Origin of the sequence: Streptomyces sp. NPDC090119 (genome assembly GCF_044747085.1) — a bacterium.
Lineage (GTDB): Bacteria > Actinomycetota > Actinomycetes > Streptomycetales > Streptomycetaceae > Streptomyces.
Map to the genome: position 1 here is coordinate 361,552 of NZ_JBIVDK010000004.1, position 25,129 is coordinate 386,680.

The following is a 25,129-nucleotide window of genomic DNA, read 5'->3' on the forward strand; positions in this document are numbered from 1 at the left end:
AAAGCTGTCCGTGACACTCGCGTGTTGGTCGACTGTCTTCAAGAGCTGGTGCGAGGTGCTTACCGGCCTGTCAGGAACTGCAGCAAATACCCCGAGGTGGTGTGGCTTGCAGACGTTCCAGAGGGGCTCGTCCGGCGCGCGAAGGACGCTGACTCCCGCATCATGGTGGTGAAGCACCGCCCACCCCTGGAAGCACCGCGGTTGCCGACGATTCTGCAGGGACGCGTATCAGTCGAGACCGCTGCGACCGCCGCGGCGGAGCCTCCCGAGCTGCTCGACGATGCGTCGGTCGTCAGCGAACAGACAGACCCCTTCGCTGACCAGGACGTGGACCCGAAGGCATTGGAAATCGGCAGTTCGGAGGTGCGTAAGGCCTACGAAAGCTGGGCCAATCGATGGAAGCGGTGGGCGCAGGAGGAGTTGGCTGCTGTGCCGCACCGCCGTCTGCACCAGCAGTTGTACCGGATTGCCAAGAAGGTCCAGCAGGACGGTGACTCTTTCGAAACAGTCCTGGCAGTAGGCCTTCTGCAAGTAGGGGCCGAGCGAACGTCGGCTCGAGTGCGTAGGCACATTGTGACCGTCCCTGTCACCCTCACGGTTGATCCGAATTCGGTCAACGTCACGGTGTCTTTGGTGCCGGGTCAGTCGGGCCGCTTGGAGGACACCGAGTTTCTCAGTGAGTCCGATGGTTACACCTCGGAACTGCTGGGGGTCGTTCGCTCGGAGGTGGAGGAAGTCGCCTTCCATCCTCTGTCGGACCGGGCGTCAGAGGCGGTGCGCTCATGGTCGCAGCGTGCCTTCGGCGTCGAGCGAACACTCTCGTTTGACTCCGGCAGTGGGCATCCCGACATCACCGCCGATCCGCAGGCACGCTCGCTGCATCATGCGCCGGCTGTTATCTTGCGCGAACATGGCCAGCGCTCGGTGCTCGGCTTCTTCGAAAGCATCGCGCGAGTCTTGAAGCGTCCCGGGGCGCAAGCCCCCTTGGGGCTAGCGCAGCTGCTCTACGACCTCGAACCCGAGCAACGCACCGCCTGGGGGAGCAGCAACGGTTCCGTCCCTCCGGCGCTGGGCCCGGAACCGTTGTTCCCCATGGTCACCAATGCGGCCCAGATGGACGTGCTGGAGAGGCTGCAGCATGACACCAGCGTGGTAGTCCAAGGCCCCCCAGGCACCGGAAAGACTCACACGATCAGCAACCTGATCGCTGCGCTCCTCGCTGATGGCAAGAGAGTTCTGGTCACCAGCGAGAAGGGCCAGGCCTTGAAGGTGCTGATCGATCAGCTGCCGCCGAACCTGCGCAGTATGTGCGTACTCCAGCGCGATCAGTGGCAGGGCGGCAGCTCCGATCTGCGCCAGTCTCTGGGAGCTCTGGCCCACCTGAGCGCGACTACGAACCCCGAGCGGCTGCAGCAGCGCATCGAGACCCAGCAATCTCAGCGGCATCAGCTCATGGCTGAACAGGCCAAGCTGCGAGAACACCTGAGAGCGGTACGGGAAGCAGAGTGGTACGAGCACCCCGAGATTGCACCGGGATACCGCGGCCGCCTCGACGAGATAGTGCAGGCGGCCGAGCGAGGAACGGCCGATTATCAGTGGCTGCCGCCGCTGCCTCCACAGCCAGGACAACTGCCCCCTCTGGACACCGAAGAAGCACAGCGGCTATGGCTGCTGGTGACCGAGCATGGCCCAGAAATCCTCGATGCTCACATCCAGTACTGCCCCGATCCCTCCACCCTGCCGAACCCTGAAGACGTCGCCGGCCGCATCAGGGACATAGAAGCAGCCAAGGAAGTCCTTGGGCCGGAACCCGTCACACCACTAGCCCAAGCCTTGGCCGACCACGGTGACGCAGAGCTCGCTGTTGTGGAAGCTCTACTCGAGGAAGCCCAGCAGGCTCTGCAGAGTGTGGGGCTGTCTGCGGACCCTACGGCGTGGCAGGAGGAAACCTGGGCGAATCGCGCTCTGGAGGACGGAATCGCACGACGCTCGCAACCGATGTGGGACAGCATCCGCAACGCCTCAAAGCGAGCCCAGCAGACCCAACAGGAGATCGCGACTGCCTCCTTCCTCGAAGTGGAAATGCCACAGCTTCCCGAAGGCGAGGAAAAGGAACTTCTAGTCAGCGGCCGAAATGTCGAGGAGTACCTCCTGCGCAATGGGCAGTTGAACAAACGCTGGCCACGGCCAGCTGTTCTTAAACAAGCCCGAGTCCTCCTGGAACAGTGCCGAGTCGAAGGCATGGTGCTCGCTAACCGAGAACAGATCGCCGCAGTGGTGCGCCATCTGGAGATGCGCTCCCACGCCCGTACCCTGCGCAGCCGATGGGCAGGCGTCGGATCGGATGTCGAGAAGAACGCACCGGACCTGCTCATTTCTCAACTCCTCGACCGAGCGTCCATGTTGCATGCCATCGACTCCTGTGTCGCGGCAATCTGTCAAGTCCACACGACACTGCTCACCAGCGGCATCCCAGCACCTGTCACCACGGTTGATCAGTGGCAGAACATCCGCCGAGACACAGCACAGGCCCGGCGACTGCTGCAGGTCAAAGCCGCAAACCGTCGGCTTGAGGAGATTCTCGCCTGCCTTCCTCAGCCACAATCGCAAGGCGTCCAGGAACTACGGCGGGCGGCTGATGCCGCAGCTGCCCGCAACGCCCATGCCTACGCAAGCGCTGTGCAAGCGCTGACGCTGGCGTACCAGCGTGAAGCGGACCGCCGAGAGACCGGGAAGCTGTTCCAACGCTTGAGCGAAGCCCATCCCGAGCTGGCACAGGTCTTCGCCGCAGACCCCCTTGCTACTCAGTGGCGTGCCCGATTCGCCGTCTTCCCTCAAGCCTGGGCCTGGCGGCAAGCGCAGGACTTCCTCGACACAGTTCTCCGCCCCGGCCGCGAGGAGCAGCTCGAAGGAGAACTCGCGCAGATCGAAGCCCGACTGCATGCTCTGGTGGAAGGCCTCGTCTGCGACCGTGCTGCCCTGCACTGCGTGAGCCGCATGACCACGAAACACAAACAAGCCTTGGCCGCCTACGCCAGCGCCATAGCCAATGCCGGCCAAGGAACAACGGACTACGGGAAACGCCACCAACGACACGCACGCTCAGCCATGCAAACAGCCCAAGGCGCGGTCCCCGCTTGGATCATGCCACTCAGACAGGTAGCCGAGACGATCAGCCCGGAACCGGACTCCTTCGACGTTGTGATCGTCGACGAAGCAAGCCAGGTTGGCCTGAACGGCCTCCTGCTGTTATGGCTCGCCCCGCGGATCATCGTCGTCGGAGACGACCGCCAGTGCGCGCCCTACTACACCGGTAGCAAGCACGATCGGATCACACAGATCTTCGACGAACGCATGGACGCACTTGAACCCTGGCAGCGCGAAGGCTTCGACCCCAAGTCCAACCTGTACGAGTTGCTGTCCTCGCGCTTCACTGAAGTAGTCCGCCTCACCGAACACTTTCGCTGCATGCCCGAGATCATCAAGTGGTCCTCCATGCAGTTCTACCCCGACAACGAGCTCATCCTGCTCCGCCAGCACGGCTCGGACCGGCTCCCCCCACTGAAAGTCATCCATGTTCCAGAAGGCCACTGCGAGGGACGCAGAGACAAGCTGATCAACCGACCTGAAGCAGAAGCGGTCGTTGACCAGCTCCACCGCCTCACACAAGACCCGGCCTATGCCGACCGCAGCCTAGGCGTCATCATCCTGCGCCAAGGCGCCCAGACCCGACTCGTACAAGATCTCGTCGACCTCCGCATCGACATGCCCGCCCGCGAACGCCACAACATCCTGGTCGGCACTCCCGAAGAATTCCAAGGCGATCAACGCGACGTCATCCTGCTCTCCATGGTCGTCGACGGCGCCAACGTCATCGCGGCAACTGGCCGCAGCCACGAGCGGCGCTTCAATGTTGCAGCCAGCCGAGCTCGCGACCAGATGTGGCTCTTCCACTCGATGACCGTGGACCAACTGAGCAGCAAGGACCTCCGCCGCTCCCTGCTCACCTACATGCAAAGCCCGCCCCCGCCCTACACCCACGCCCGCCAGCCGGCCAACGTCACCCCAGACCAGCTTTGCGCCCCCTTCGACTCGCTCTTCGAGCAGCGCGTCTACCTACGCATCAAGGAACGTGGCTACGACGTAGTGCCGCAATGGGAAGTCAACGGCAAGCGCATCGACCTCGTCGTTACCGGGGGGCACGGGCGTCTCGCCGTCGAGTGTGACGGAAGTCCCCACCACTCCACGAGGCAACAGATCCACGACGATGCCGAGCGGGAACGAGAACTACGCCGCGCAGGCTGGACCTTTTGGCGCGTACGCAGCAGCGCCTTTGCTCTCTCGCCGGAAGATGCCCTGGCCCCCCTGTGGAAACGCTTGACCGACCTGGGAATCCACCCGCGGACCACGTCAGACGCATCCGCTGATGGCACAGAACCTCGAGCGGTATGGGCACCGGTCGGACTGGCTGAAGCCGAGCCTGAAGAGGAAGACGTGGACCCCTATGACGGTGAACTGGACGACGACAGCGAGGCAGCCTGACATGGAAGATTTCGACGACAGCACTCTCGAAGAGCTGGCCGCCATGATCAGCGGCGATGAGGCAGGTATGAAACGCCGCGGAGGCTGGGAGCTGGCGCCCTTCCTCCGTCGGGCCGGCTGGGACGACGTTCCCGATCACGACGGCAGCCCACGAAACCCATGGCTTCTGGACCTCCTGCGCGAACGTAAGGAAGACGACGCCGGAGACATCAAGCGTGTCGTTCTACGCCTGGCCGACCGGCGCGAGTACCAACAACAACCCAGCGAGTACACCCCCGTCATCGAACGCCTCCAAGAAGTCCTGGCCCTTGAAGGACTCCGCGTCGACTACCGCAACGGCCGACCCAGCCTTACTGAATACGACCCCGACGAACCACCACGGCCGCAGCGTGTCGAACTCAAGGTCACCATCACCGACATCGTCGCTGATCCCGACTTGGCCCGCGCCGTCCAGCTACGTCTGGACGAAGCGCGCACTTGTCAAGAACACGGCGCCTACACCTCAGCGGTCATCATGCTCGGCAGCCTCCTCGAAGGCGTGCTCGTACACGCAGCCGAAGTCAGGCCTGCCAGCGAGCCGCTCTCCAAGCCGCTGCGCTCGGCCGGGATGCAGGACCTTGTTCAGCATGCCTACGTCAATGGATGGATCGACCAAGACGCGAAGATGGCTTCGGAGCTCCTGCGGACCTACCGAAACCTGGTTCACCCGCTCGCCGAGAAGCGAGCCAAGCACAGCGCAGACTTCGATACAGCCGACCTCTGCTGGTCCACTGTCAACGCCGTCCTAAATGACTTGGCGGCGAGTAGCGTCTAGCCCGCCGTTGGGAACCGGAGCGCGTAGCTACGTTCGGTCGGTGGGCCACATCCGGGATGCTGAGGACCACCGGCCGAGAAGGTCATCTGTGAGCTATGTAGGTGCCGGGCGGCTAGCTATCCTCGGGGTTGCCTTAACGGAGTTTGGTGGACACAAATCGCGACAACGCGAACCGTCGCGTCCGTCTGTCGTTCCTCGGGTAGGGCTGGGTCTGCCGTCACTGTGGGAGTGATGTCCGGCCGCACCACGTGAGAGATCTCCAGCGGGGCCGCCGGTTCGCCTGGGCTGCCGGTGGCGTCAGGAGGATGGAGGCACGCCACAGGGGGAGGGCAGCGGCGCGCCCCGATCTCTCTGTGAGTCCTGCGACCTATGCCCGGCCGAAGCGATTGAGCCTCGGGTCCGGCTCGAGTTCCTCCTCATTCGGCTCCCACTCAGGCCGGAAATCGGGGTGCGCGGCGTATGCCGCAGCGAGGTGGCGGAGCGGGAAGGCAGTGGCAGAGAGCGTACTCGTTGCAGGGCCGCGCACCATGTAGTCGTCGTCTTCTGCTTGTTGCAGCATCCGCTCCACGAACCGCAGGACACCTCGTTTGGCGGCGACGTCGGCGAGGACCTTGGCCTTCAGCCCTGCGGCGTCCTCGGCCGCGCCGGGCTTCACGGCCTGTGCTGCAGCATCGTCCTCGTCGATACGGGCCCGGAGGAAGTTCGTCAGGTCTGCGATTCCATCACTTCTCATCGTGCCCCCTCGGTGCAATCTGACGTAGCCATCATGTCGGACAGGTCTGACAGAGCTGCTTCTTCATCGCCAAGTCCGCCGTCCTGGCTTATTCCTTGCGGAGGTTGGCGGAGTCGAGGGTTGGGAACTTGGACAGCTGTGGAGGCATGCTGCCGATCTCAGCTGTCGAGCAGCCGCCGAAGATCGTCCTGGCCAAGGCGCATCTCAGCATCGGCGATGGCTCCGTCGAAGTGGACACCCTCGGCCTTGAGGATCTCCATCGGGGTGTCCGTTCGGGTCTGGTCCGTCCACTGGAATCCGTCGCTGACACGTCCTGCTGCGTTCAGGACACGCCAGGGGCTGGGGCATTGGCTGCAGGCGCTCAGGTGTCTTCCGACCGGAACGGCATGGCTGCCGATCACCGCTGCCACGTCGCCGTAGGTGGTCCACTGTCCGGTCGGTACAGCACCCAGCAGGGTGTGCAGCATCGTCCAGTCCTTGCGGGTGCCGGTGAGCTGCTTGGCCAGACCGGAGAGGTTGAACCCTGCCAGGGCGGCCCACTCTTCGACATCGACATCGCTGGGAACCTGGCTAGTGTCGACGTCCCACCATGTCGTGCCCTGTATGCCGTCGGCGGTGCGGCTCGTCACGCTCGTGAAGATGTGATTGGCCAGTCCGGTAGGGGAGTAGGAGGCGCCGTCAGCGTCCCAGACCAGTGGCTTGGCAGTGTTGTTGGTCCAGGTGGCTGTGGCCCGGCGGGTGTCCTCTTCCAGCCATGCGTTTATTGCGTCGCGGACAGCTTCCGTCGTGCCGTGGCGCGGTGTCATCCGCAGTCTGGTGCCTTCAGGCAGCAGGCCCGCACTGACGAGTACGTGGACGGCGTTGCGTGCGCGTGCGCGTTCCTGAAGCTTCTTGGCCGCAGCCTCGCCTTCGATCCGGGTTGGTGCGAGCGTGAACTCTTCCACCTCCGGGGTCGGATAGACCTTGGTGAAGCCGGCGACGATGTGCTCTCCCACCTTCCACAGCCCTACCTGGATGAGGTCGATGTCGAGGCTCATTTCGGACAGCCAGACCACGGAGTGGGTGACCTGCTTGGGAAAGTCGGCAGCGATGATCACTTGGCGTGGGCGCTGGAGGAGCTCCGGACTCCACTCTCCGTCCACGTGGTCGAGGAGGCGCTGCTTGCACGCATCGATGTCGAGGTCGCTCCCCCTCCGCGACAGGAAATCGCGATGCGCCGCGGCGAGGGTGTCGAGGTCGAACCGGGACACCAGAGCGGCGTAGGTGATCGCCTGGAGGTGTACGTCCCGGTCGGCTGTTCCGCGCTTCAGCTCCACCACGACGAGGCGTCCGGTTGCGTCCAGCCCAAGGACGTCCAGCCTGTCTCGCGCCGGCACGCCATCGGTGTCGGCCCACCGGTCGTACTCCGCGGTGATGACGAGCACCGACTCCCCGAGCACTTGAGGGTGGGCGATCACCCATTCCTGCAGGTGCTGCCGTTCAAGGAGACTCTCGGCAGCCAACCCGGTGCGCGAGATCGGTATGGCCGTCTCACCTGTGACGGTGAAGAGATGATCCACGGTCCCCTCCTGGAACAACCGGCAGCGTGACGTTCAGAGCCTACGTGTGCCGGTTCGCCGCTCGACAGCCGTCTTGCCGAACACCAGATCGGCCTCGGCGCCTTCCCGGAAACTGGATTCTGCCTGTGGTGGAGCCGTCGGCGGTCAGGCGCCTCCTGACTGGCCTTGACCATGCGGAAGTTGCGGAGAACTGTGCTCGTCTGCCCGATGCCTGGAAGCGGACTCGACCGCAGAGCCCGCGGATCACGATCACCAGGGACGACACGACCATTGCGCTCACCACCTTCAGCGACGACGAAGTACGGCGTGTGATCCGCGTCCTGGACGACGGGCAGAGCCCGGTTCGATCACCTTGAGTCGTTGTCGACCGTCACCCATCATGGCAGTTGCGGCCGGAGCACTGTGTGATCTTGACGGAACCCTGGTCCGCCGACGTCGCTGGCCCCGGTGTTCTCGTACTAGGCCAGGGCCCGTAATCGGATTTTCTAGCCCAGGAGCGTCCCCGGTGATTGAGTTCAGCATCGAGCGGAGAGTCGAAGATCCTTCCTGGTCTGCGGCCTGGACTCCTGCCGACTCATCAGGGGGACAGGTCGAGTGGGGGCAGGTCAGTGCCAGCGCTTTCACCTTCGACATTTTTCGGGCTGTCGTTTCATTTGTGGTGAACGGAATCAATTTTGGTGTCGATGAGCCAAATCAGACCCTGCTTGATTATTGTCTGATGCTAAATCTTGGCTGCCGGGAGCTGCAGGCTCATCGAGGATCTCAGGTTGAGTCAGCCACTGGCTCTTTCCGCATGTACTTCATCCGGGACTCGAAGGGTTTGAGGATCGCTTCAGATCGAGCAGAGGAAAGCGTCTGTATTCCTGTTACGGAATACCATAAATCCGTTGCTGAATTGCTCGATTCGGCCATGTGTGAGATCCTGTCGGCTCATCCAGAGCTTGGAGACAATGCGTTTCTTCGGCGCGTTGAAAAATTCCGCTGTCGGGGAAGTCACGAGAGTGTGGGAAGGTAATTTTCGAAGCAGTGTCTACTCTTCATGCGTTGCTGCCTAATGTGCCAGGAAATCCCGACCGAAGGTAGTTCCGGCGAGCTTGCTACGGGGTGGCGGCCGTGCTCTGCGGTTCGGTGAAGTCCTCGCTAGTCGGCGAGGTCTCTCCGTCCACGGCGCACTGCATCGCGTACAGGACCGGCTTCGCGTCCGGCTCGCGGTCGGGCTGGAGAGTCCAGGCCTCGTAGCGCAGGACCGAGCGAGGGGTCACCGTCCCCACCTCCGCTTGGCCGCGGCCACCTTCGCGCGCAACTCCTCCGTCTGAGTCGGCATACGTACGTCCTCGGGCGGCATGTCCCACTCCCGGCCACCGCACGGCGGCCGAAGCTGCACGTACGGCCCCACATGCCCCATCACCACGCCCACCTTGCCGCTCCGCCGGTCGACCACCAGGACGCCGGCATCGGGCGTGACCCAACAGCTCCTTGAGGACGACGAGTTCCACCCGGCCGCTGACGGGCGGCCATCACAACGACGTCACCCAGCTCACCCCACTGCTTCAGGCCGTGCTGCTTGCGCGAGGCAAGCACGCCCGGCCGCGTCGGCGCCTGGCCGTCGTTCTTGTCGACCGCGGGTACGACCGGGTGCCCGGCGGTGGCTCGTGAAACGCGGCTCAGCCCACCTGCACGGCAGTCAGCGGCGCCACTCGTAGGTGCCTGGGGATGTCTGCACGACCTCCTGCGGCCAGGTGTCCCGGACGCGCCGCAACTGATCGCGATGCCGCACGGCCCATCCCTCGGCCAAGCGCACCGATACGCGGACCGATGTCCCCGATCCGGCATGGTCTTCCACCGCGATCACGACCACCCCGTCCTGGCCGGAGGGCTCGAAGCGGATCTCGGGGTTGCGTCCATCGTCCATCCACGACGCCTCCCGCCCTGCGGCAAGCGCATCCAGGACCTGTGACCAGCAGTCCACATCGTCCGGGGCCAGGCACACCGACAGGCGTCCCTGAGCGAACCCGCCCGTGACCACGATCTCCGCGTCGAGGAAGTCATGCCAGGCCGGCACTCCCGGCATGTGACGGCCCAGGACCCGAATCTGAAGACCGCTTCCCTCGTCAGCAAGGTGGATCAAATCCACAGCACTGCCCTCGATCACTCTTGCTCCCCACGCTGACGTCGCCTGCCGCCATGATGCCTCGCGCGGACAGTCGTCCCGCACCGGGGCGTCGCGTGGGGAGTTGTCAGGGTGTTGCCACCGGCGGGCGCAGTGCAGGGGGAGCCTTCGGTCCTGTTGAAGTGCTGCCTGCCATGGCCTGCGTCGGTGCAATCTGTTCCAAGGCGCTCGAGCCGGCAATGGTGGGTTCCGCCGCCGTCGCCTGGTTCCAGCCGGCACCGGAGGTACCTGAGGGTGAGGACGCCGAGCTTGCGCTTCGCGGCATTGATGGGGAGAAGTTGGCCCAGGACTACGGGCTGTAGCTCGGTGAGGAGCGGAGTGCGGGAACGATGGAGGGGCCAGCCGCGGCGGATCAGATGGATGCTCGCGGTGTACTTGATCGGCTTCCTTGAAGGGGCTGTTGCCCATCTCCTGGATCTGGTCGGCGGTGGAATCCACGTCTACGCCTCCTTCGCCCCGGTGCCGTTGCAGGTCTTCTTCGTCAGCCTTGCCGTCTTGGACCCGCTGGTCGTCGTACTGGTGGGACTCGTGCGGCCGGTAGGGGTCCGCTTGGCCTGCGGCGTCATGGGGCTGGACGTCATCGCGAACTGGATCACCAACTGGCCCCAGTTGGAGCAGAATCCGGCGTGGCTGCTGCGTCCCGTAGGGCTGCTGCCCATCACGCTCTTCGGCCTGTTTGTCGTCGCCTCCTCGGTTCCTGTGCTGCGGGCCGTGGAAGCGATGCCGGAGCGTCTCAGCCGGGCGATCCGATGACAGTCGTGCGCGGTCCGGGAAGGTGGGTGACCCGCTCAGAGGCGTCTCCCACTTCGTGGAAGTGGACGATCTCCTCGTGCAGTGGAAGAGCCTGCAGCCGTGCCTGGCCGTCACTGGAGAGGTGAACTTTCGACCTCCCGGGGCTGGGTGACGTGTGGCAGACACGCGGACGGAGGCTTCTGCGTGCAGACCTCCCGAAAGCTGAGGGAGTGTCTGCCCGAGCCTGACCGCGTGCCCCACCCCGCACGGCTTTGCCGATCCTTTACAACCCGCCCCGACCCTGTCTCGTCTCTTCGCTCGATCCATCACACAGCCGGTCCGGCCACCCGCCGGGCCGGACGACGAAAGAGAGCGATACATGCGCCGAACAGTCCTCAGCGCCACGGCAGCCGCGTGCGTCGCCGTGCTGGCGAGCACGGTGCCCGCGTTCGCCAGCGGGGCGGACTCGTCCCCGACCCCCCGTCCCGCCGCCTCCGCGCCGTCGGCCCGGCCGAGCGTGCCGGTCAGCGCGGAGCCGAGTGAGGCGCCGAGTGCCGTCCCCACCCGGATGCCGAGCCGGGCGGCCACCCCCGTGCCGTCCGTCGCGCCGGGCGACGGACGCGGCCAGGTCGGCGTCGTACCGAGTGGCGCGCCCGACACCGGCGTGACCACCGGCTCCGACAGCTCCGGCTCGGGCGGCATGCTGATCGGCGGCAGTTCCGCGGGCGTGCTCGCGGCGGGCGGCACGGCGGTCTTCCTCGTACGCCGCCGACGGGCGACCGGGGCATGACCCACCTCTCCAGGCGCGGGTTCGTCACCGCGGCGGCGGGCTCGCTCCTCGTGAGCTGCGGTAGCCACGGCGGCGACAGGGCACAGGGCACGCACATGACACCCCGGCCCGCTGCAGCTCCGTCCAAGGCCGCGCGGAGCCATTCGGTCCCCGTACGCCTGCGGATTGCCGGGATCGGCGTCGACACCCCGGTCATGCGGCTCGGGCTGGCACCGGACGGCACCGTGCAGGTGCCGCCGATCACCGCGCACGACCAGGCGGGCTGGTACCAGAACTCCCCGACGCCGGGTCAGACGGGCCCTTCGGTGATCCTCGGTCATGTCACGGTCGGCGCATACGGAGACGGCGTCTTCCGTCGGCTCGACCGGCTGCGCCGGGGCGACGAGGTCACCGTGCGCCTGGAGAACGGCACATCGGCCGACTTCACCGTCACCTCCGTACGGACCGTCGCGAAGGCGGAGTTCCCTACGGAGGCGGTGTACGGCGACGTCGACCGGCCGGAGTTGCGGCTCATCACCTGCGGCGGCCCCCGTACCGGCGACGGCTATCGCGACAACGTGATCGTCTTCGCCGCGCTGCGCACCACGCTTCACTGACCGGTCGCCGCCCGCCCCGATCCCGGACCGACGCGACGTACGCCGTGGAGCGTACGGCCTCGGTCCGGGGTCTTCCCCATGGGTTGCCCCGCGCACCGGACGTGAAGAATGCCCCCACCCCCCCTGGAGAGTGTTGAAACGGTCCCGTGAGAAAGCGGCAGCCGAGCTGTTCGCCGTTCTCTATCCGCGCCTGGCCGGCTGGTGCCGCCGTCTGGTCGACGACGACGAGACCGCCCACGAGATCGCCTCGGAGGCGTTCACCCGCCTCTGGGCCCGCTGGACGTCAGTGTCGGAGCCCCGCGGTTTCCTCTACGTCACGGCCGCCAACATCGTCCGCGACCACTGGCGCCGCCTGGAGCGCGAACGCCGGGCCGTGCGCCGCGCCACCGTGGAGGCGTCCGTCCTCCCGCCCACCGAGCAGCACGACCCGTCGGTCCGCCTGCTCGTCCAGGCGCTCCCCGAACGACTGCGCATACCGACCCTCCTGCACTACTACGCTGACTTGCCGATCCGGGAGGTGGCCGAACTGACCGGGCGCAAGGAAGGAACCGTCAAGGCCGACCTGCACGCGGCCCGCGAACTGCTCCGCGCCCACTTGAGGAGAAGCCTTGATCACATACAGTGACGACGGTCCGGACTTCGAACCCGACGACCCCCTCGCCGTCATCATGCGGCCCCCCTCCGGGCACCTCGCACCGCCACCCGGCCGGTACGAGGAGATCCGCCGTGGCGCGGCCCGCCGCCGCGTCCTGCGCACCGCTGTCGTGGGCGGTGCGGCCTGCGCGGCCGCCGCCCTCCTCGCCGCACCCGTCCTGCGCGGCGCCTTCCAGGACCCCGTCTCCCCGACGGTCCCCCTCGCCCCGCCCCCCGCGAGCAGCCCCGCCGCCCCCACTACGCCGGTCCCCGTGAGTCCACGCCCCGATGCCCGCTCCTCGACCGGCACGCCCAGCAGGCCCGCCCGCCCGACGGCCGTCACCGCATCGCCCTCGGCCCTGCCCTCGGCAGCCCCTACGGAGCGCCGGTCCTCGCCCCCGGCCTTGCGTACGGCGCCGTCGACGGACCCGACGCGCTCCTCCGCCGCACGTTGAACACCTCGAACCCGCCCCCCGTCAGGGCCGAGCGGTGTCCCCCTCGGTGGGCAGGGGGATGGTGTCGCCGATGACGGCGGCCAGGCGCTGGAGCTGCGCGGCGAGTTCGTGGCGTTCCCGGGGGGTGAAGTGCGCGAGCGCCTCGGCCTGGCGCGCGCGGAGATCTCCCCGCATGGCCGCGAGCCGGTCGGCGCCGTCCTGGGTGAGGCGGACGAGGACCTGCCGCTCGTCGTGGGGGGAGCGCTGCCGCGTGACCACGCCCGCCGCTTCGAGCTGCTTGAGCATGCGGGTGGCGGTCGGGACGCTGACCTCGGCGGTGGCGGCAAGCTTGCCGACCGGCAGTCCGTCGCCCTTGGCGTCTGCCGAGAGGGGTTCCAGCAGGGTGAGCTGTGCCATGGACAGCCCGGCCCCGGAGTGCCCCATGGTGGCCGCCCGGGACCGGCGCATCGCGTAGAACAGCCGGTCAGCGGCCTGCGCCAGCTCGCGCACGCCCGCCTCGTCCCCGGCCGCGCCCTGGGGGTCTTCCTCTTCGTGGTTGCTCATCTCTCGCATGACTGTTAGCTTACTAAATGAAGTCGTTAGCAAGCTAAGCTTTAGGAGGCTTTAAGTCATGGACTTCCCCGCACGCATCGACGTCCACAACCACATCGTCCCGCCGGTCTGGGCCGAGACCCTGGCCGCTCGCGGCCTGACCTCCGGCGGCTGGGCCATCCCGGCCTGGAGCCCCCAGAGCGCGATCGCGATGATGGACCAGCAGGGCATCGCCACCGGCGTCATGTCCGTCACCTCGCCCGGCATCCACCTCGGTGACGACGCCGACGCCCGCGACCTGGCCCGCGCCGTCAACGAGTACGGCGCCGAGGTCGTCAAGGACAACCCCGACCGCTTCGGTCACTTCGCCAGCATCCCGCTGCCCGACCTCGACGCCGCCGTGGCGGAGGCCGTGTACGCCCTCGACGTCCTCGGCGCCGACGGCGTGGTGCTGATGTCCAACGCCCACGGCAAGTACCTCGGCGACCCGGACTTCGAGCCGCTCTGGGCCGAGCTGGACCGCCGCTCGGCGAACGTCTTCGTCCACCCCGCGCAGCCCCCGATGACGCTGCTGCCCGGCACCCCGGCCCCGCTCGCGGACTACGTCTTCGACACCACCCGCACCGCCCTGAACATGGTGCTCAACGGTGTCATGGACCGGTACCGCAACGTCCGGGTGATCCTGTCCCACGGCGGCGGCTTCCTGCCGTACGCGGCGTACCGTTTCTCCGGTCTGACCTCCACCGTCGTGGACCGGAACCGCAACGCCGACGACATCCTGCGCGACCTCAAGCGGTTCTACTTCGACACCGCCCTGTCCGCGAGCCCGTCCGCCCTCCCGGCCCTGCTGGCCTTCGCCGAGCCCGGTCACGTCCTCTACGGCAGCGACTGGCCGTTCGCCCCCCAGGAAGCGGGCAGCTACTACAACCACTTCCTGGAGACCTACCCGGACTTCACCCCGGGCCAGGCCGCGGCCATCGACCGCGGCAACGCCGAGGCGCTCTTCCCCCGCCTCGCCCGCTGACCCGGAACTTCCCGGCGCTATCGATGCCCCGCACCACTGGTGCGGGGCATCGGCGCGTCGTACGGAGGGCGTCCGCCGTCGTCAGGCCAGGCGCGTGAAGATCCGCTTGGCGTTGCCGTGGTTGAAGGCGGTCTTCTGCTCGTCCGTGAGGCCGCTGCTCGTGTCCAGGAGCTCGTTGAACGCCGCCGCGACGGGCGCGGGGGCGTACGGGAAGTCGCTGCCGAACAGGATGCGTTCATGGTCGGCGAAGGCCAGGAAGCTGGGGAAGGCGTCCGGGCCGGAGGACAGGGCGGTGTCCCAGTAGAAGAGCTTGAACTTCGCCAGCAGTTCCTCGGTGGTGGGCCCCTCGGGTTCGAGGGCGGGCTGCAGCTCGCAGAACCTCATCACGGCGTAGGGGACGAAGCCGCCCGCGTGCGACAGGATGATCTTCGCGTCCGGGTACTGGTCCAGCACCCCGGTGAACACCATCTGCACGGCGTTCCGGGTGGTGTCGAACGGGTAGTCCACGAGCGGGCCCGGCACGCCCGCGAGGGTCTCGATCGGCGGGCGGGCCGGATGGATGAACACCACGGCCGACCGCTGGTTCAGCGCCTCCCAGAGCGGCGCGTACTTCGGGTCGCCCAGATAGGAACCCTCGTAGTTGCTCAGCAGTACGACCCCGTCGGCGCCCAGCTCGTCCAGCGCGTACTCCGCCTCGGCCACGGCGCCCTCGACGTCCGGCAGCGGGACGGTCGCGAAGTTGCCGAACCGGCCCGGGTACCGGGTGGTCAGTTCCGCGACGTACTCGTTGACCTTGCGCGCCATGTCCCGGCGCTCCTGCCCCTCCCAGCCGACCACGCTCGGCGCGGTCAGTGACAGCACGCTGGTGGCGATCTGCTGGTCGTCCATGTACCCGAGGTGCGCCTCCGGGCTCCACGCCGGGGTGGACCAGCCCGACGGGTCCCCGCCGTGGCTCGGCAGCGCCTCGCCCCAGAACGGGGGCACCACATGCGTGTGCACATCGATACGGTCCGCGTTCGCCATCCGGCGTCTCCCTCTGTACGCCCCCCTCGATGGGTCCTCTCGGAAAGTAGCCCGCAAAGATCACGCCCGCCATCCGAGCCGCCCCGAACGTGCCCGTGGTCCTCGCGGCCGGACCGGCGCGGCAACGCGGCGGTACCCGGGCGTCTACGGGTGCGGCTTCTCGCCCTTCGCCAGCATCGCGACGAACTTCTCGATCCGGCGCGCCCGCGTCTCGGGCTTCTTGGCGTCCTGCACCCGGTACAGGATCGCGTAGCGGTTCTGCCGGTCCAGTGTCCCGAAGAACTCCGCCGCGGCCGGGTCGGCGGCCAGGGCCGCGGCGAGGTCGTCCGGCACCGTGGCGGTCTTCGCGCCGTCGTAGGCCGCCTCCCAGCGGCCGTCCGCCTTGGCGCGGTCGACCTCGGCCTGCCCCGGCGGACGCATCCGGCCCTGCTCGGTCAGGGCGGCCACCTTGTCCCGGTTGACCTTGGACCACCTGCTGCGCGACGTGCGCGGGGTGAACCGCTGGAGCCACCACTCGTCGTCGAACTTGGCCTTCTGGCCGTCGATCCAGCCGTGGCAGAGGGCCACGTCGAGCGCCTGGGCGTAGTCCAGCGCGACGATTCCGGCGCCCTTCTTGCGCAGCTTGAGCCAGAGGCCGGGCGAGGCGGCGTGGTTCGCACCGAGCCACGCCTCGAACGCCTCTGCGGATTCGAACGCGACGATCTCCAAGTCCTGAGTCACTCCAGCAGCGAACCACATCCGGCCCATCGGCATGACGCGTTCGCGCACGGTCCTCTGCCGTCCGCCCGACGACGCGGCCGGGTCCCGCCCTAGGACGCGGAGCGGAGCACGAGCAGGGTGATCTCGCTGGGGGCGAAGACGCGGAAGGGCGGGCCCCAGAAGCCGGTGCCGCGGCTGGTGTAGAGGAGGGTGCGGGCGCCGTGCCGGGTGAGTCCGGCGAGGGCAGGCTGGTCGAGGCGGACCAAGTGGTGGAAGGGCCAGATCTGGCCGCCGTGGGTGTGGCCGGAGAGCTGGAGGTCGATGCCGTGCGCCGCCGCGCGGTCGACGAACTTGGGCTGGTGGGCGAGGAGCAGGACGGGGAGGTCGGGATCGGCGCCGTCCAGGGCTCCGGCGAGGTGGGCACCGTGGCCCGCCAGGCCGGACGACTCGGCAGTCACGTCGTCCACCCCGGCGACCACCAGGGTGTCACCGCCGCGTTCCAGCAGCAGATGGCGGTTGCGCAGCGGCTCCCAGCCCAGCTCGTCCATCAGGTCGACCCAGCCCTGGGCCTCGCTGTAGTACTCGTGGTTGCCGGTGACGTAGACGCGGGCCCGCGTCGCTTCGACGGTGCCCAGGGGAGCGGCCTGGGCGCGACGGCGTTCGGCCGTGCCGTCCGCGATGTCGCCGGTGTGGCAGACCAGATCGGCCTCCAGGGTGTTCACCGTCTCGCAGACCTGTGCCGACCAGCGGGCGCGGTCGAGCGGACCGTAGTGGGTGTCGGTGATCAGGACGACTCGGGTGCCGTCCAGCCCGGCGCCCAGGCGCGGCAGTCGCACGTCGAGCCTGCGCACGCGCGGCACGCGTCGAGCCTCGGCGTACCCCCAGGCGAGCAGGACGGCGGTCACGGCGAGGACGGCCCAGGTGACGACGCGCGCACGGGCCTGTCCGTCACCGGCGCCCGCCACGACCAGGGCGAGCCGCAGCAGGACACCGAGCAGGACGGACCAGGTGAACAGGACCCAGGCGCCGCCCAGCAGCGTGTCCCCGACGATCGCCGCCCGGTCCTGCTGGCGCCGCCCGTGGCCGCGCGCCATCGCCAACGGCATACCGACCAGGCCGAGGGCGAACAGCGCGGTGCCGATCAGGGTCGCGGGGAGCGGCCAGTGCTGGCCGGTGTACAGGAGGACCCAGCACGGTACGGCCCACAGCAGGACGGGGGCGACCAGGGGGATGTACCGCATCGCCTGCTGGAGCCGGCTCCGTGGTGCCTCGCCCGAGTCGTCGGCGGCGGATCGGGTGCTGCTGGTCTCGGTCACGCTTCCCCTTCTGAGGTTCTGTCCGGCGGACAGTGCCGCGAGGCGGTCCTCGTACCGGTCATCCGGCCGTGGGCCCGGCAGTCTCGCGCAGAGCTTCCGTGCAGCCATTGTCCGCCGCCGCGAAAAGGGCTGCCCTCCGGGGGCTTCGGTCAGGTCCACGAAGCCGAGGCTCTCCAGGAGGTTCTTGGGCAGCAGGCGGTCGGCGCGCTGCGGGCGAGGGGGTCGAAGCAGTCGAACCCGGTGCCCAGGTCGAGGGAGTTGTCGGGGAAGCGCCGGGACCCGGGGGCGTAACAGGGGACCAGAGGCTGTCCGGGGAGGCAGGGGCGGGTCGGCACCGCGAGCGGCGTTGGTCCGCTCAGAGCGGCTTGCGCCAGACCGAGATGTGGCGGGTCGAGGCGTCCGTGAAGGGGGTTCCGGTCCAGTCCGCCACCCGCCGCTCCAGGCTCAGGCCGGCGATGCGGGCCATGAGGTCCAGCTCCGCGGGCCAGGCGTAGCGGTGTCGGGAGGCCGAGCGGCGGTACCGGTCGTCCTCGCCGTCCCGGGTGAGGTGGTGGGAGACCAGGATCTGGTCCACCAGGTCGAAGGTGTCGAATCCGATGTGCCCCGCCGACACGTCGAACGGCACCGCCGACTGCGTGGGCGGCAGGAGCCGCAGCGGAGGCACACCGAGTTCGATGACGAAGCGTCCACCGGGCGCCAGATGCCGGGCGGCGTTACGGAAGCACTCCACCTGCTCGTCCTGCGTGAGCAGGTTGGAGATGGTGTTGTAGACGAGGTAGACCAGGCTGAACTCGCCCGGTACGACCGTCGTGGCCATGTCGCCCAGGGTGACCGGGAGCGTCTCCTCGTCCACCTTCCGGCGCAGCACCGCCGCCATGTGCGCGGAGAACTCGATGCCCGTCACCGGCACCCCCCGCTCCCGCAGCGGAACGGCCACCCGGCCGGTGCCCACCGCGAACTCCAACGCCCGTCCCTCTCCGGCCAGTTCGGCGAGGAAGTCCAGGGTCGGGCCGAGCACCGCCGCCGAGGACATCTCGGTCTCCTTGGCGTCGTAGCGCTCGGCACTGTCGCGGTTCCACAGTTCGCTGCTCGTCACGGGTGGCCACTCTGCCGGGGACGGTGGGGCGTTGTCGACGCGATTATTCGTCCCGGGCGCCCCACGCGGCCGCGCACAGCGCCCGGTCCAGTTCCGCGGTGTAGCGGGTCGCCGCCAGCCAGCCGCGGGCGAACCGGGTGGTGTCGGCCGGGAGCAGGCGGCCGAAGACGTCGCGGGAACGCTCCGTCGCCGAGGCGTGCAGCTCGGCCAGGAGATCGGCGGCGGTACCGAGACCGTGGGCGTTCAGACGGCGGACGTCGGTGGCCATGGTGCCGGGGAAGGAGAGGGTGCGACGGCCGCCCGCCACCGCCTGGTGCACGCGGCGGCGCAGCAGGTGCACGGGCGCCTCCTCCACCGGCGGCACAGCAAGGGCCGCAGCTCGCCCGGTGGTTGGCAGATCGGCGCGCTGGAGCCGGTCCAAGCCGACATCGACACGCGTGCCCGTGACGGTGGGGTGCTCGGTCGCCAGCAGGGCGGCCCGCGCGTGCGGGGCCGGGGTCAGGCGGGCCACGATCCGGAGCCGGGTGCCGGGGGCTGCCGCCAGCAGACGCAGGTTGTCGCGGTGGGGGAGTGCCGGGTCGTCATGGGCGGAGGTCAGGCGCACGGTGCCGCCCGCGTACTCCGCCAGCAGGCAGTCGCCCGCCGCCTCGCGGGCCGTACCGCTCAGCGCCACTTCGAGGAAGAGCAGGTCGGAGCCGCCCGCGAGAGCACGTGCGACCTGTTCGGCCGCGGGTGCCGCCCAAAGCTGGTCCACAGGCTCCGCGCGCCACTCCACACCGGGCGCGCGCACCGCCCGTACGCCCGCCCCCGCGCCCAGTCGGCCCGACGGCGAGACCGTGGCCCCGGACATCGCCAGCCCCGCCCGCGACAGCTCGCGGTGCGTCAGCGCCGTGTCTCCGACACGTACGGTACGGTCCGCCGCGCCCACCGCCCGGCCGGGGCCGCCGGGTGCCACGTCCGACACCTGGTACAGCCTGCCCTCGGCGTCGGCGGTCCAGGTGACGGCGCCCGCGTAGCCGTTCGCCGTCAGCACCGGCTCGGAGAAGAGGCCGTACAGGCGCAGCGAGCCGTCCGGGCGGTACGGCTGGCGGGCGGTGCCGCGCAGCTCGGCCAGCTCCGTGCCCTCGGCGTCCGGCAGCCGGTGGGCCACCGCCAGGGTGTCGCCGAGGGTGGTCGCGAGGTCGGCCAGCCGGTACGCGGGGTCGGCGGAGCGGGCCGCGCGCAGCGCGGTGACCACCGAGACGGCCGAGGCCGCGAGCCGGGGGAGACCCGCGAGCCGCGCGGTGTGCGCCGCGCGCAGCAACTCCGCCTGGAGCACCGCCCCGCAGCCGTCCGTACCGGCGTCGAGCACGGCCGCCGCGGCGGTCCGCACGGCGTGCGCGGCGGTGATCTGCCCGGCGGTGGCGCGGTCCGTCCGTGTGGGTGTCTCCGCATCGACCGCAGGCGTCTCGGCGGGTGCCGCCTCCGCGATCGGCGCCGCCGAGGCGACGGCCGCCCGATGCAGGCAGGCCGGGGCCAGCAGGCAGCCGCAGTGGATGTCGTCCGCGCGGGTCACCGTGCCCTCGGGGGCGCGGAGTTCGACGTGCGCGGTGTCGTCCACGGCGACGCGTACGGTCGTGCCGTCGCGGCTCACCGGGCGGTCCGCCAGCTTGGCGATGCCCGCGTCCAGCCGTTTGCGCAGCCGGGGCGAGAGCGCGGCGACGAGTTCGGCGGTCACGGCCGGTGCGACCGGCGGGAGTTGCGGGCTCATGCGATCTTCTCCCCGATCCAGCGTGTGAGTTCGAGCGGGCTGAGGGCGGCGACCGGCATTCCGGCCGCGACCAGACGACCGGCCACCCCGGTGGCGTAGCGCGGGCGGCCCGCGTCGTCCAGGCTCGCGCAGCCCAGCACATGGCAGCCCGCCCCCACCAGCGTGCGGACCTCCGCCAGCAGACCGCCGAGCGGATAGCCCTCCTCGAAGTCGCTGATCACCACGACGAGGGTCCGCGACGGCACGGTGACCAGCTCACGCGCGTGCCGCAGCCCGGCCGCGATGTGCGTGCCACCGCCGACGCTGACCTCCAGCAGCAGCGACAACGGGTCCTCGACGTGCTCGGTCAGATCGATCACCTCCGTGGAGAACGCCAGGAAGTGCGTCGACAGCGTCGGCACCCCGGCCAGCACCGAGGCGGTGAGCGCCGCCCAGACGGTGGACGCCTCCATCGAACCCGACACGTCGGTGACCAGGATCAGCCGCCAGTCGGCGGACCGCCGGGCCCGCGTACGGAACACCGGCCGCTCCGGGACGACCCGCACCGTGCCGTCCGGGGCCCGGCGAGCGGTGGCCAGGTTGGCCCGCAGCGTGCGCGGCAGGTCGAGTCCGCCACCCGGCCGACTGCTCGGACGCGGAAGGGCCGCGCCGTGCAGAGCGGGCCGCAGCCGCGTCGCCAACTGCCGGGTCAGGGCGTCCACCAGACGCCGGACCAGGGGCCGCAGTGCCGCGAGCCGTGCCTCCGGCAGCCCGCCCGCGTGCCGCAGCACCGAGCGGAGCAGGCCGACGGAGGGGCGTACGGCGTCCGAGTCCAGTTCCGTGAGCACGTCCGTCCGGCCCGCGTCGGCGGCCGCCGCCAGCACCTCTTCGCGGACACCCGGCCCGAACAGCGCCGCCAGCTCCTCGGACCACTCCCGGACCCCGGGGTACGACGGCTCCCGGCCGCCTCTGCCCGTCGGCCCGGTGAGGTCGCCCCGGCTGCCCTCGCCGCGCCCGCTGCCGTACAGCTCGTCCAGCGCGGTGGCCAACGGGCGGGCGGACGCGGGGAGACGATCGGTGCGGCGGCCCAGGACCAGGCGCCAGCGGTCGGCCGGGGTGAGCCGGTTCCCGGTCACGGGGGCCGGCCCGGCGGATTCGGGTGCGCTGTCGGCGGGGCGCGGCGGGGGCAGCAGGCCCAGCGCCGCGAGGGCATCGCGAGCCGCGAGGTCGGCGCCGGTCCAGGTGGCCAGCGCCACCGGGTCGATGCCGCCGGTGTCCCCGAGGTGACGCTCGTCCAGGCGCTCCTCCACGCTCGACAGCAGACGCTCACGGGCGGCCGGGCTCAGCGTGTCGAACCCGCCGCGCAGGGCGGGCAGCCGCGCCACGAACTCCGGGTCGGGCAGCTCCGTCACCCGCTCCAGCAGCGGTTCCAGCGCGGGCGCCGCCGACTCCAGCAACTGCCCGGCCGCCGTGAGCAGTCCGGCCAGCCGCGCGGTCAGCGCCGACCGGGACCCGGCGTCCACGGCACCGTCCACCCAGGACGCCACCCGGTCCCCGAGCAGCCTCGGCTCCTCGTGCCCCAGCAGCACCCGTACCGCCCCGGCCGCACCGCGCATCAGCGGGGAACCCCCGGCCGCCAGCCGGGCGAGCGCGTCGGTGAGCCGGATACCGCCGAACACATCCGCACGGTGGGCGAGTTCGAGCAGGGCGCGGGCATCGGCCGGGTCCTCCGAGCCGGTGAGCCCGTCGACCTGGCGCACGGCGGCCGTCGTCAGCAGCTCGGCCACGGCCCCCGCACGGGCCGTACGGTCCTCCGACGTGTCGAGCCCCGCCACGTGCCCGGCCCGCAACCGGTCCAACAGGGCCAGACCGGCCAGGAGTTCCGGCAGTGTGCCCGCGTCCGGGAGGACGGCCCCGGTCTCCGTCAGCCGCTCGTCGGCCAGCTCGGGCAGGCCGCACTCCGCCGCCTCCTCCAGCCCCCGCAGCGTCTGCGCGGCCGTGGGACCGCCCTCGGCCCGCTCCCCGTGCAGCCGTTCGCGCAGCACCCCCTCCGCGGCCTGGGCCGGGGTGACGCCCCGGACACCGGCCGCCGTCAGCAGCGCGGCGGTCGCCGGTGTCCAGCGGACCTCCCAGCGAGAGGTCAGCGCCTCGGCGCCGCCCGCCCCGACGACGTCCTTGGACTCCGCGTACGGCACCCCGCACACCGACAGACGCCGCAACAGCAGTTCCCGGCGGCGGTCCAGGTCGGAGCGGAGCGGGTTCAGCCGCAGATCGCGCGCCGGACCCCGGCCCGACTCCACCGGGCCGGGCAGCCCCAGCTCCGCCAGCTCGGCCTCGACGGCCGGAGCCAGCCCGCTGCGCGGCGCGCCCGGCGCGGGCCGTCCGGTGCGTGTGCCGACGAGCACCGTCTCCATCGCCCGCGCCACGGCCCGCCCCCGCCCGTACGGCTCGCCCTGCGCGAGGACCGTCTGCACGGCCTCCACCAGTTCGCCCCGGCCCGCCGCGGGCAGCCCGCGCAGCCGGGCCAGATCACCGGCCAGCCGGGCGATCTCCCGCGCGTCGGCGGGCCCGGAGGGGTGGCCGAGCGCCCGCAGCCCGGCACACACCCGTACCGCCGCCCCGGTCAGTGCCTCCTCCAGCGCGCCGGGATCACCCGCCGCGTCGAGCACCAGATGCTGCCACTCCGGATCGCGGATGCCCGCCGGATAACCGGAACGCGCGTCCAATAGGGCGTAGGTGTACGGGATGAGCGAGGTCGTCCAGGTGGCGGCCGGTGCCACTTCGGCCGGGGTGGGCAGGGCGGACGCGTCGCACGGGGTGAGCAGGGCGGGCGCGTGGAAGGCGCCCACCACCAGGGCCGCGCGTCCGCCGTCCGCCGTGGCGGCGGCCAGGCACGACCGCATCCGGTGCTCGCGCCGCAGGTCCACCTCCGGCACCCCGCCCGTGGCCGCCGCGTCCTCCCGCAGCGCCCAGCCCGTCAGCAGCGCGGCCCGCCGCACCGCCTCCGGCGTGGAACCGGGGGCGGTGGCCTCGACCAGCCGGTCCCACAGGTCGTCGTCACGGCGACCGGTGAGCCGGGCCCGCAACGCGGCGGCGACACCGGGAACCACGGGCTCCGACGTGCCGGACGATTCACCCCACCCCCGGTCCGCCAGCGGCAGATCGCAGGCGACCACCGGCACCGAGTGCCGGGCCGCCCACCGGACGGCGGCCAGCTCCGGGGAGAAGTCCGCGAAGGGATAGAACGCCGGTCCCGCGCCCCCGCCCTCGGGTGCCGCCGCCAGGGCCACCGGCGCGACCGTGTCCTCATGGGCGAGCCACGGCAGCCACTCCTGGAACTCGGCGGGCAGCTCCACCAGCAGCACGTCCGGCCGCGCGGCGTCCAGCAGCGCCGGCACCGCCCACGCCAGCGAGGGCGCGTGATGCCGTACGCCGATCAGGAAGGGCGCCGCCGGGTCGGTCAGGGCCGCCACCACGGCCTCGGGGGATGCGTGGGCCACGGTCCTCAGCCCTCCAGCACCGTGCGCAGGTCCCACAGGGTGCGCCAGGTGGCGGAGCCCTGTTCGGCCCGGCGCCGCACCGGACCGTCCCAGTAGCCGCGCAGCCGGGCCGCGTCGGCCGGGTCGTCCTTGCGGACCACGCCCAGCAGATGGCCCGGCAGCAGCCCGAGCACATCACGGTCGCCGGGGAAGTACGCCGAGGCCAGGCCCAGCGCGCCCGCGACGGACACGGCCTCCGCCGTGCTCATCACCGTGGACGGCCGCTCCACCTCCCAGCCCTCCGCCGACCGCCCCTCGCGCAGATCCCGGAACGCCGTCACCAGCGCCTCCAGCACCGCGTCGTCGACCTGGAAGGCCGCCCCGGCCCGCTCCACCGACGCCTTCGCCTGGCCGCGCACCAGAGCGGTCTCGGCGTCGATGTCCGTGATGGGGCCGACCGTCTCGAAGTTGAAACGGCGCTTCAGCGCGGCCGACATCTCCGACACACCCCGGTCCCGCAGGTTGGCGGTCGCGATGAGATTGAAGCCCGGCGCCGAATGCGCCAACGCATCGGCGCCGCCCGCCAGTTCGGGAATCGCGATCCGCCGCTCGGACAGCAGCGACACCAGCGCGTCCTGCACCTCGGGCAGACAGCGGGTCACCTCCTCGACCCGCGCGATCCCGCCCCGCGACATGGCGGTGAGCACCGGCGACGGCACCAGCGCCTGCCTGCTGGGCCCCTGCGCGAGCAACAGGGCGTAGTTCCAGCCGTACTTGAGCTGGTCCTCGGTCGTGCCCGCCGTGCCCTGCACCACCAGGCCGCTCGTACCGCACACGGCGGCCGACAGCAGCTCGGACAGCATCGACTTGGCGGTACCCGGCTCCCCGACCAGCAGCAGCCCCCGCTCACCCGCCAGCGTGACCACGCACCGCTCCACCAGCGCGCGGTCCCCTACGAACTTCCCCGCTATCTCCAGCCTGCGCGGCACCCCCTCCGGCACCTCCGCGTCCTCGGGCAGCGCCAGCGCCCGGCCCTCGCTGCCCATGACGAACGTGACCACGGCACGCGGGGTCAGCCGCCACGCGGGCGGGCGCGGGCCGGTGTCGTACGCGGCGAGGAAGGCCAGTTCGGCGGCGAAGAGATCCTCCGGCGGGACGATCTGACGGGCGGGGGCGGTGCTCATCGGGACTGCTTCCTTCACACGGGT

Annotated in this window: 23 protein-coding genes; 11 read left to right on the forward strand and 12 right to left on the reverse strand. The window is 69.9% G+C overall.

Annotation, left to right across the window (positions count from 1 at the left end):
• Nucleotides 1-162 precede the first annotated feature (162 nt).
• Complete coding sequence (locus ACIPPM_RS19415) at nt 163-4,542, forward strand: AAA domain-containing protein (protein ID WP_401449179.1); 4,380 nt, start codon at nt 163-165, stop codon at nt 4,540-4,542.
• Between the two features lies 1 nt (nt 4,543).
• Nucleotides 4,544-5,356 (forward strand): hypothetical protein, encoded by an 813-nt coding sequence (locus tag ACIPPM_RS19420; protein WP_401449181.1) that lies wholly within the window; start codon nt 4,544-4,546, stop codon nt 5,354-5,356.
• A 367-nt stretch (nt 5,357-5,723) separates the two neighbouring features.
• Here ACIPPM_RS19420 and ACIPPM_RS19425 read toward each other — a convergent pair whose 3' ends face one another.
• Complete coding sequence (locus tag ACIPPM_RS19425; protein ID WP_401449183.1) at nt 5,724-6,089, reverse strand: DUF6221 family protein; 366 nt, start codon at nt 6,087-6,089, stop codon at nt 5,724-5,726.
• A gap of 158 nt (nt 6,090-6,247) precedes the next feature.
• A complete protein-coding gene (locus ACIPPM_RS19430; RefSeq protein ID WP_401449185.1) occupies nt 6,248-7,648 on the reverse strand; it encodes a DNA-binding protein in 1,401 nt (466 codons plus the stop codon).
• A gap of 128 nt (nt 7,649-7,776) precedes the next feature.
• Between ACIPPM_RS19430 and ACIPPM_RS19435 the strand changes: the two genes are divergently transcribed.
• Nucleotides 7,777-8,004, forward strand: a complete 228-nt coding sequence (locus ACIPPM_RS19435) for a hypothetical protein (RefSeq protein ID WP_401450116.1) — start codon at nt 7,777-7,779, stop codon at nt 8,002-8,004.
• 149 nt (nt 8,005-8,153) lie between these two features.
• Nucleotides 8,154-8,663 (forward strand): hypothetical protein, encoded by a 510-nt coding sequence (locus tag ACIPPM_RS19440; protein ID WP_401449187.1) that lies wholly within the window; start codon nt 8,154-8,156, stop codon nt 8,661-8,663.
• Between the two features lie 82 nt (nt 8,664-8,745).
• On the opposite strand, the gene ACIPPM_RS19445 is transcribed toward ACIPPM_RS19440, so the two are convergent.
• On the reverse strand, nt 8,746-8,910 hold the full coding sequence (locus ACIPPM_RS19445; protein ID WP_401449189.1) for a hypothetical protein: 165 nt from the start codon (nt 8,908-8,910) through the stop codon (nt 8,746-8,748).
• Nucleotides 8,911-9,124: 214 nt separating this feature from the next.
• Between ACIPPM_RS19445 and ACIPPM_RS19450 the strand changes: the two genes are divergently transcribed.
• Entirely contained in the window at nt 9,125-9,304 is a 180-nt protein-coding gene (locus ACIPPM_RS19450) for a hypothetical protein (protein ID WP_401449191.1), read from the forward strand.
• A 28-nt stretch (nt 9,305-9,332) separates the two neighbouring features.
• Here the strand turns inward: ACIPPM_RS19450 and ACIPPM_RS19455 are convergent, their stop codons facing one another.
• Entirely contained in the window at nt 9,333-9,800 is a 468-nt protein-coding gene (locus ACIPPM_RS19455) for a DUF5959 family protein (protein WP_401449193.1), read from the reverse strand.
• Nucleotides 9,801-10,178: 378 nt separating this feature from the next.
• Here ACIPPM_RS19455 and ACIPPM_RS19460 point away from each other — a divergent pair, with 378 nt between their 5' ends.
• From ACIPPM_RS19460 to ACIPPM_RS19480, 5 genes are all read left to right on the forward strand, one after another.
• Nucleotides 10,179-10,571, forward strand: a complete 393-nt coding sequence (locus tag ACIPPM_RS19460; protein ID WP_401449195.1) for a hypothetical protein — start codon at nt 10,179-10,181, stop codon at nt 10,569-10,571.
• Nucleotides 10,572-10,929: 358 nt separating this feature from the next.
• On the forward strand, nt 10,930-11,340 hold the full coding sequence (locus ACIPPM_RS19465) for a sortase-dependent protein (protein WP_401449198.1): 411 nt from the start codon (nt 10,930-10,932) through the stop codon (nt 11,338-11,340).
• Complete coding sequence (locus tag ACIPPM_RS19470; protein ID WP_401449200.1) at nt 11,337-11,936, forward strand: class F sortase; 600 nt, start codon at nt 11,337-11,339, stop codon at nt 11,934-11,936. Before ACIPPM_RS19465 ends, ACIPPM_RS19470 begins: the two co-directional genes overlap by 4 nt.
• 133 nt (nt 11,937-12,069) lie before the next feature.
• Nucleotides 12,070-12,561 (forward strand): RNA polymerase sigma factor, encoded by a 492-nt coding sequence (locus tag ACIPPM_RS19475; protein ID WP_401449202.1) that lies wholly within the window; start codon nt 12,070-12,072, stop codon nt 12,559-12,561.
• A complete protein-coding gene (locus ACIPPM_RS19480; RefSeq protein WP_401449204.1) occupies nt 12,545-13,024 on the forward strand; it encodes a hypothetical protein in 480 nt (159 codons plus the stop codon). The genes ACIPPM_RS19475 and ACIPPM_RS19480 overlap by 17 nt, the downstream gene beginning before the upstream one ends.
• Nucleotides 13,025-13,045: 21 nt before the next feature.
• On the opposite strand, the gene ACIPPM_RS19485 is transcribed toward ACIPPM_RS19480, so the two are convergent.
• Complete coding sequence (locus ACIPPM_RS19485) at nt 13,046-13,567, reverse strand: MarR family winged helix-turn-helix transcriptional regulator (protein ID WP_401450118.1); 522 nt, start codon at nt 13,565-13,567, stop codon at nt 13,046-13,048.
• A gap of 67 nt (nt 13,568-13,634) precedes the next feature.
• Here ACIPPM_RS19485 and ACIPPM_RS19490 point away from each other — a divergent pair, with 67 nt between their 5' ends.
• Nucleotides 13,635-14,579: an amidohydrolase family protein gene (locus tag ACIPPM_RS19490; RefSeq protein ID WP_401449207.1), complete on the forward strand. Its 945-nt coding sequence runs from the start codon at nt 13,635-13,637 to the stop codon at nt 14,577-14,579.
• Between the two features lie 81 nt (nt 14,580-14,660).
• Here the strand turns inward: ACIPPM_RS19490 and ACIPPM_RS19495 are convergent, their stop codons facing one another.
• From ACIPPM_RS19495 to ACIPPM_RS19525, 7 genes are all read right to left on the reverse strand, one after another.
• Complete coding sequence (locus ACIPPM_RS19495) at nt 14,661-15,602, reverse strand: amidohydrolase family protein (RefSeq protein WP_401449209.1); 942 nt, start codon at nt 15,600-15,602, stop codon at nt 14,661-14,663.
• A 144-nt stretch (nt 15,603-15,746) separates the two neighbouring features.
• Complete coding sequence (locus ACIPPM_RS19500) at nt 15,747-16,340, reverse strand: YdeI family protein (protein WP_401450120.1); 594 nt, start codon at nt 16,338-16,340, stop codon at nt 15,747-15,749.
• Nucleotides 16,341-16,411: 71 nt separating this feature from the next.
• Nucleotides 16,412-17,617, reverse strand: coding sequence for a metallophosphoesterase (locus tag ACIPPM_RS19505; protein ID WP_401449211.1), 1,206 nt, complete (start codon nt 17,615-17,617; stop codon nt 16,412-16,414).
• A 355-nt stretch (nt 17,618-17,972) separates the two neighbouring features.
• The gene (locus ACIPPM_RS19510; RefSeq protein WP_401449214.1) at nt 17,973-18,713 is read right to left on the reverse strand and encodes a class I SAM-dependent methyltransferase; all 741 of its coding nucleotides are present in this window, start codon (nt 18,711-18,713) and stop codon (nt 17,973-17,975) included.
• A gap of 43 nt (nt 18,714-18,756) precedes the next feature.
• Nucleotides 18,757-20,463 carry a hypothetical protein gene (locus ACIPPM_RS19515; protein WP_401449216.1) on the reverse strand — a complete coding sequence of 569 codons (1,707 nt, stop codon included), beginning with the start codon at nt 20,461-20,463 and terminating at the stop codon, nt 18,757-18,759.
• On the reverse strand, nt 20,460-23,942 hold the full coding sequence (locus ACIPPM_RS19520; RefSeq protein WP_401449218.1) for a DUF5682 family protein: 3,483 nt from the start codon (nt 23,940-23,942) through the stop codon (nt 20,460-20,462). Before ACIPPM_RS19520 ends, ACIPPM_RS19515 begins: the two co-directional genes overlap by 4 nt.
• A gap of 5 nt (nt 23,943-23,947) precedes the next feature.
• Nucleotides 23,948-25,105, reverse strand: a complete 1,158-nt coding sequence (locus ACIPPM_RS19525; RefSeq protein ID WP_401449220.1) for an AAA family ATPase — start codon at nt 25,103-25,105, stop codon at nt 23,948-23,950.
• Nucleotides 25,106-25,129: the final 24 nt, after the last annotated feature.

Excerpts from the sequence above, each read along its gene's own strand:
- ACIPPM_RS19465 (WP_401449198.1), top strand. The coding sequence starts at position 10,930 with ATGCGCCGAACAGTCCTCAGCGCCACGGCAGCCGCGTGCGTCGCCGTG.
- ACIPPM_RS19485 (WP_401450118.1), bottom strand. The coding sequence starts at position 13,567 with ATGAGCAACCACGAAGAGGAAGACCCCCAGGGCGCGGCCGGGGACGAG.
- ACIPPM_RS19415 (WP_401449179.1), top strand. The coding sequence starts at position 163 with ATGGTGGTGAAGCACCGCCCACCCCTGGAAGCACCGCGGTTGCCGACG.
- ACIPPM_RS19470 (WP_401449200.1), top strand. The coding sequence starts at position 11,337 with ATGACCCACCTCTCCAGGCGCGGGTTCGTCACCGCGGCGGCGGGCTCG.
- ACIPPM_RS19525 (WP_401449220.1), bottom strand. The coding sequence starts at position 25,105 with ATGAGCACCGCCCCCGCCCGTCAGATCGTCCCGCCGGAGGATCTCTTC.
- ACIPPM_RS19490 (WP_401449207.1), top strand. The coding sequence starts at position 13,635 with ATGGACTTCCCCGCACGCATCGACGTCCACAACCACATCGTCCCGCCG.
- ACIPPM_RS19425 (WP_401449183.1), bottom strand. The coding sequence starts at position 6,089 with ATGAGAAGTGATGGAATCGCAGACCTGACGAACTTCCTCCGGGCCCGT.
- ACIPPM_RS19500 (WP_401450120.1), bottom strand. The coding sequence starts at position 16,340 with ATGTGGTTCGCTGCTGGAGTGACTCAGGACTTGGAGATCGTCGCGTTC.
- ACIPPM_RS19460 (WP_401449195.1), top strand. The coding sequence starts at position 10,179 with ATGCTCGCGGTGTACTTGATCGGCTTCCTTGAAGGGGCTGTTGCCCAT.
- ACIPPM_RS19420 (WP_401449181.1), top strand. The coding sequence starts at position 4,544 with ATGGAAGATTTCGACGACAGCACTCTCGAAGAGCTGGCCGCCATGATC.
- ACIPPM_RS19495 (WP_401449209.1), bottom strand. The coding sequence starts at position 15,602 with ATGGCGAACGCGGACCGTATCGATGTGCACACGCATGTGGTGCCCCCG.
- ACIPPM_RS19515 (WP_401449216.1), bottom strand. The coding sequence starts at position 20,463 with ATGAGCCCGCAACTCCCGCCGGTCGCACCGGCCGTGACCGCCGAACTC.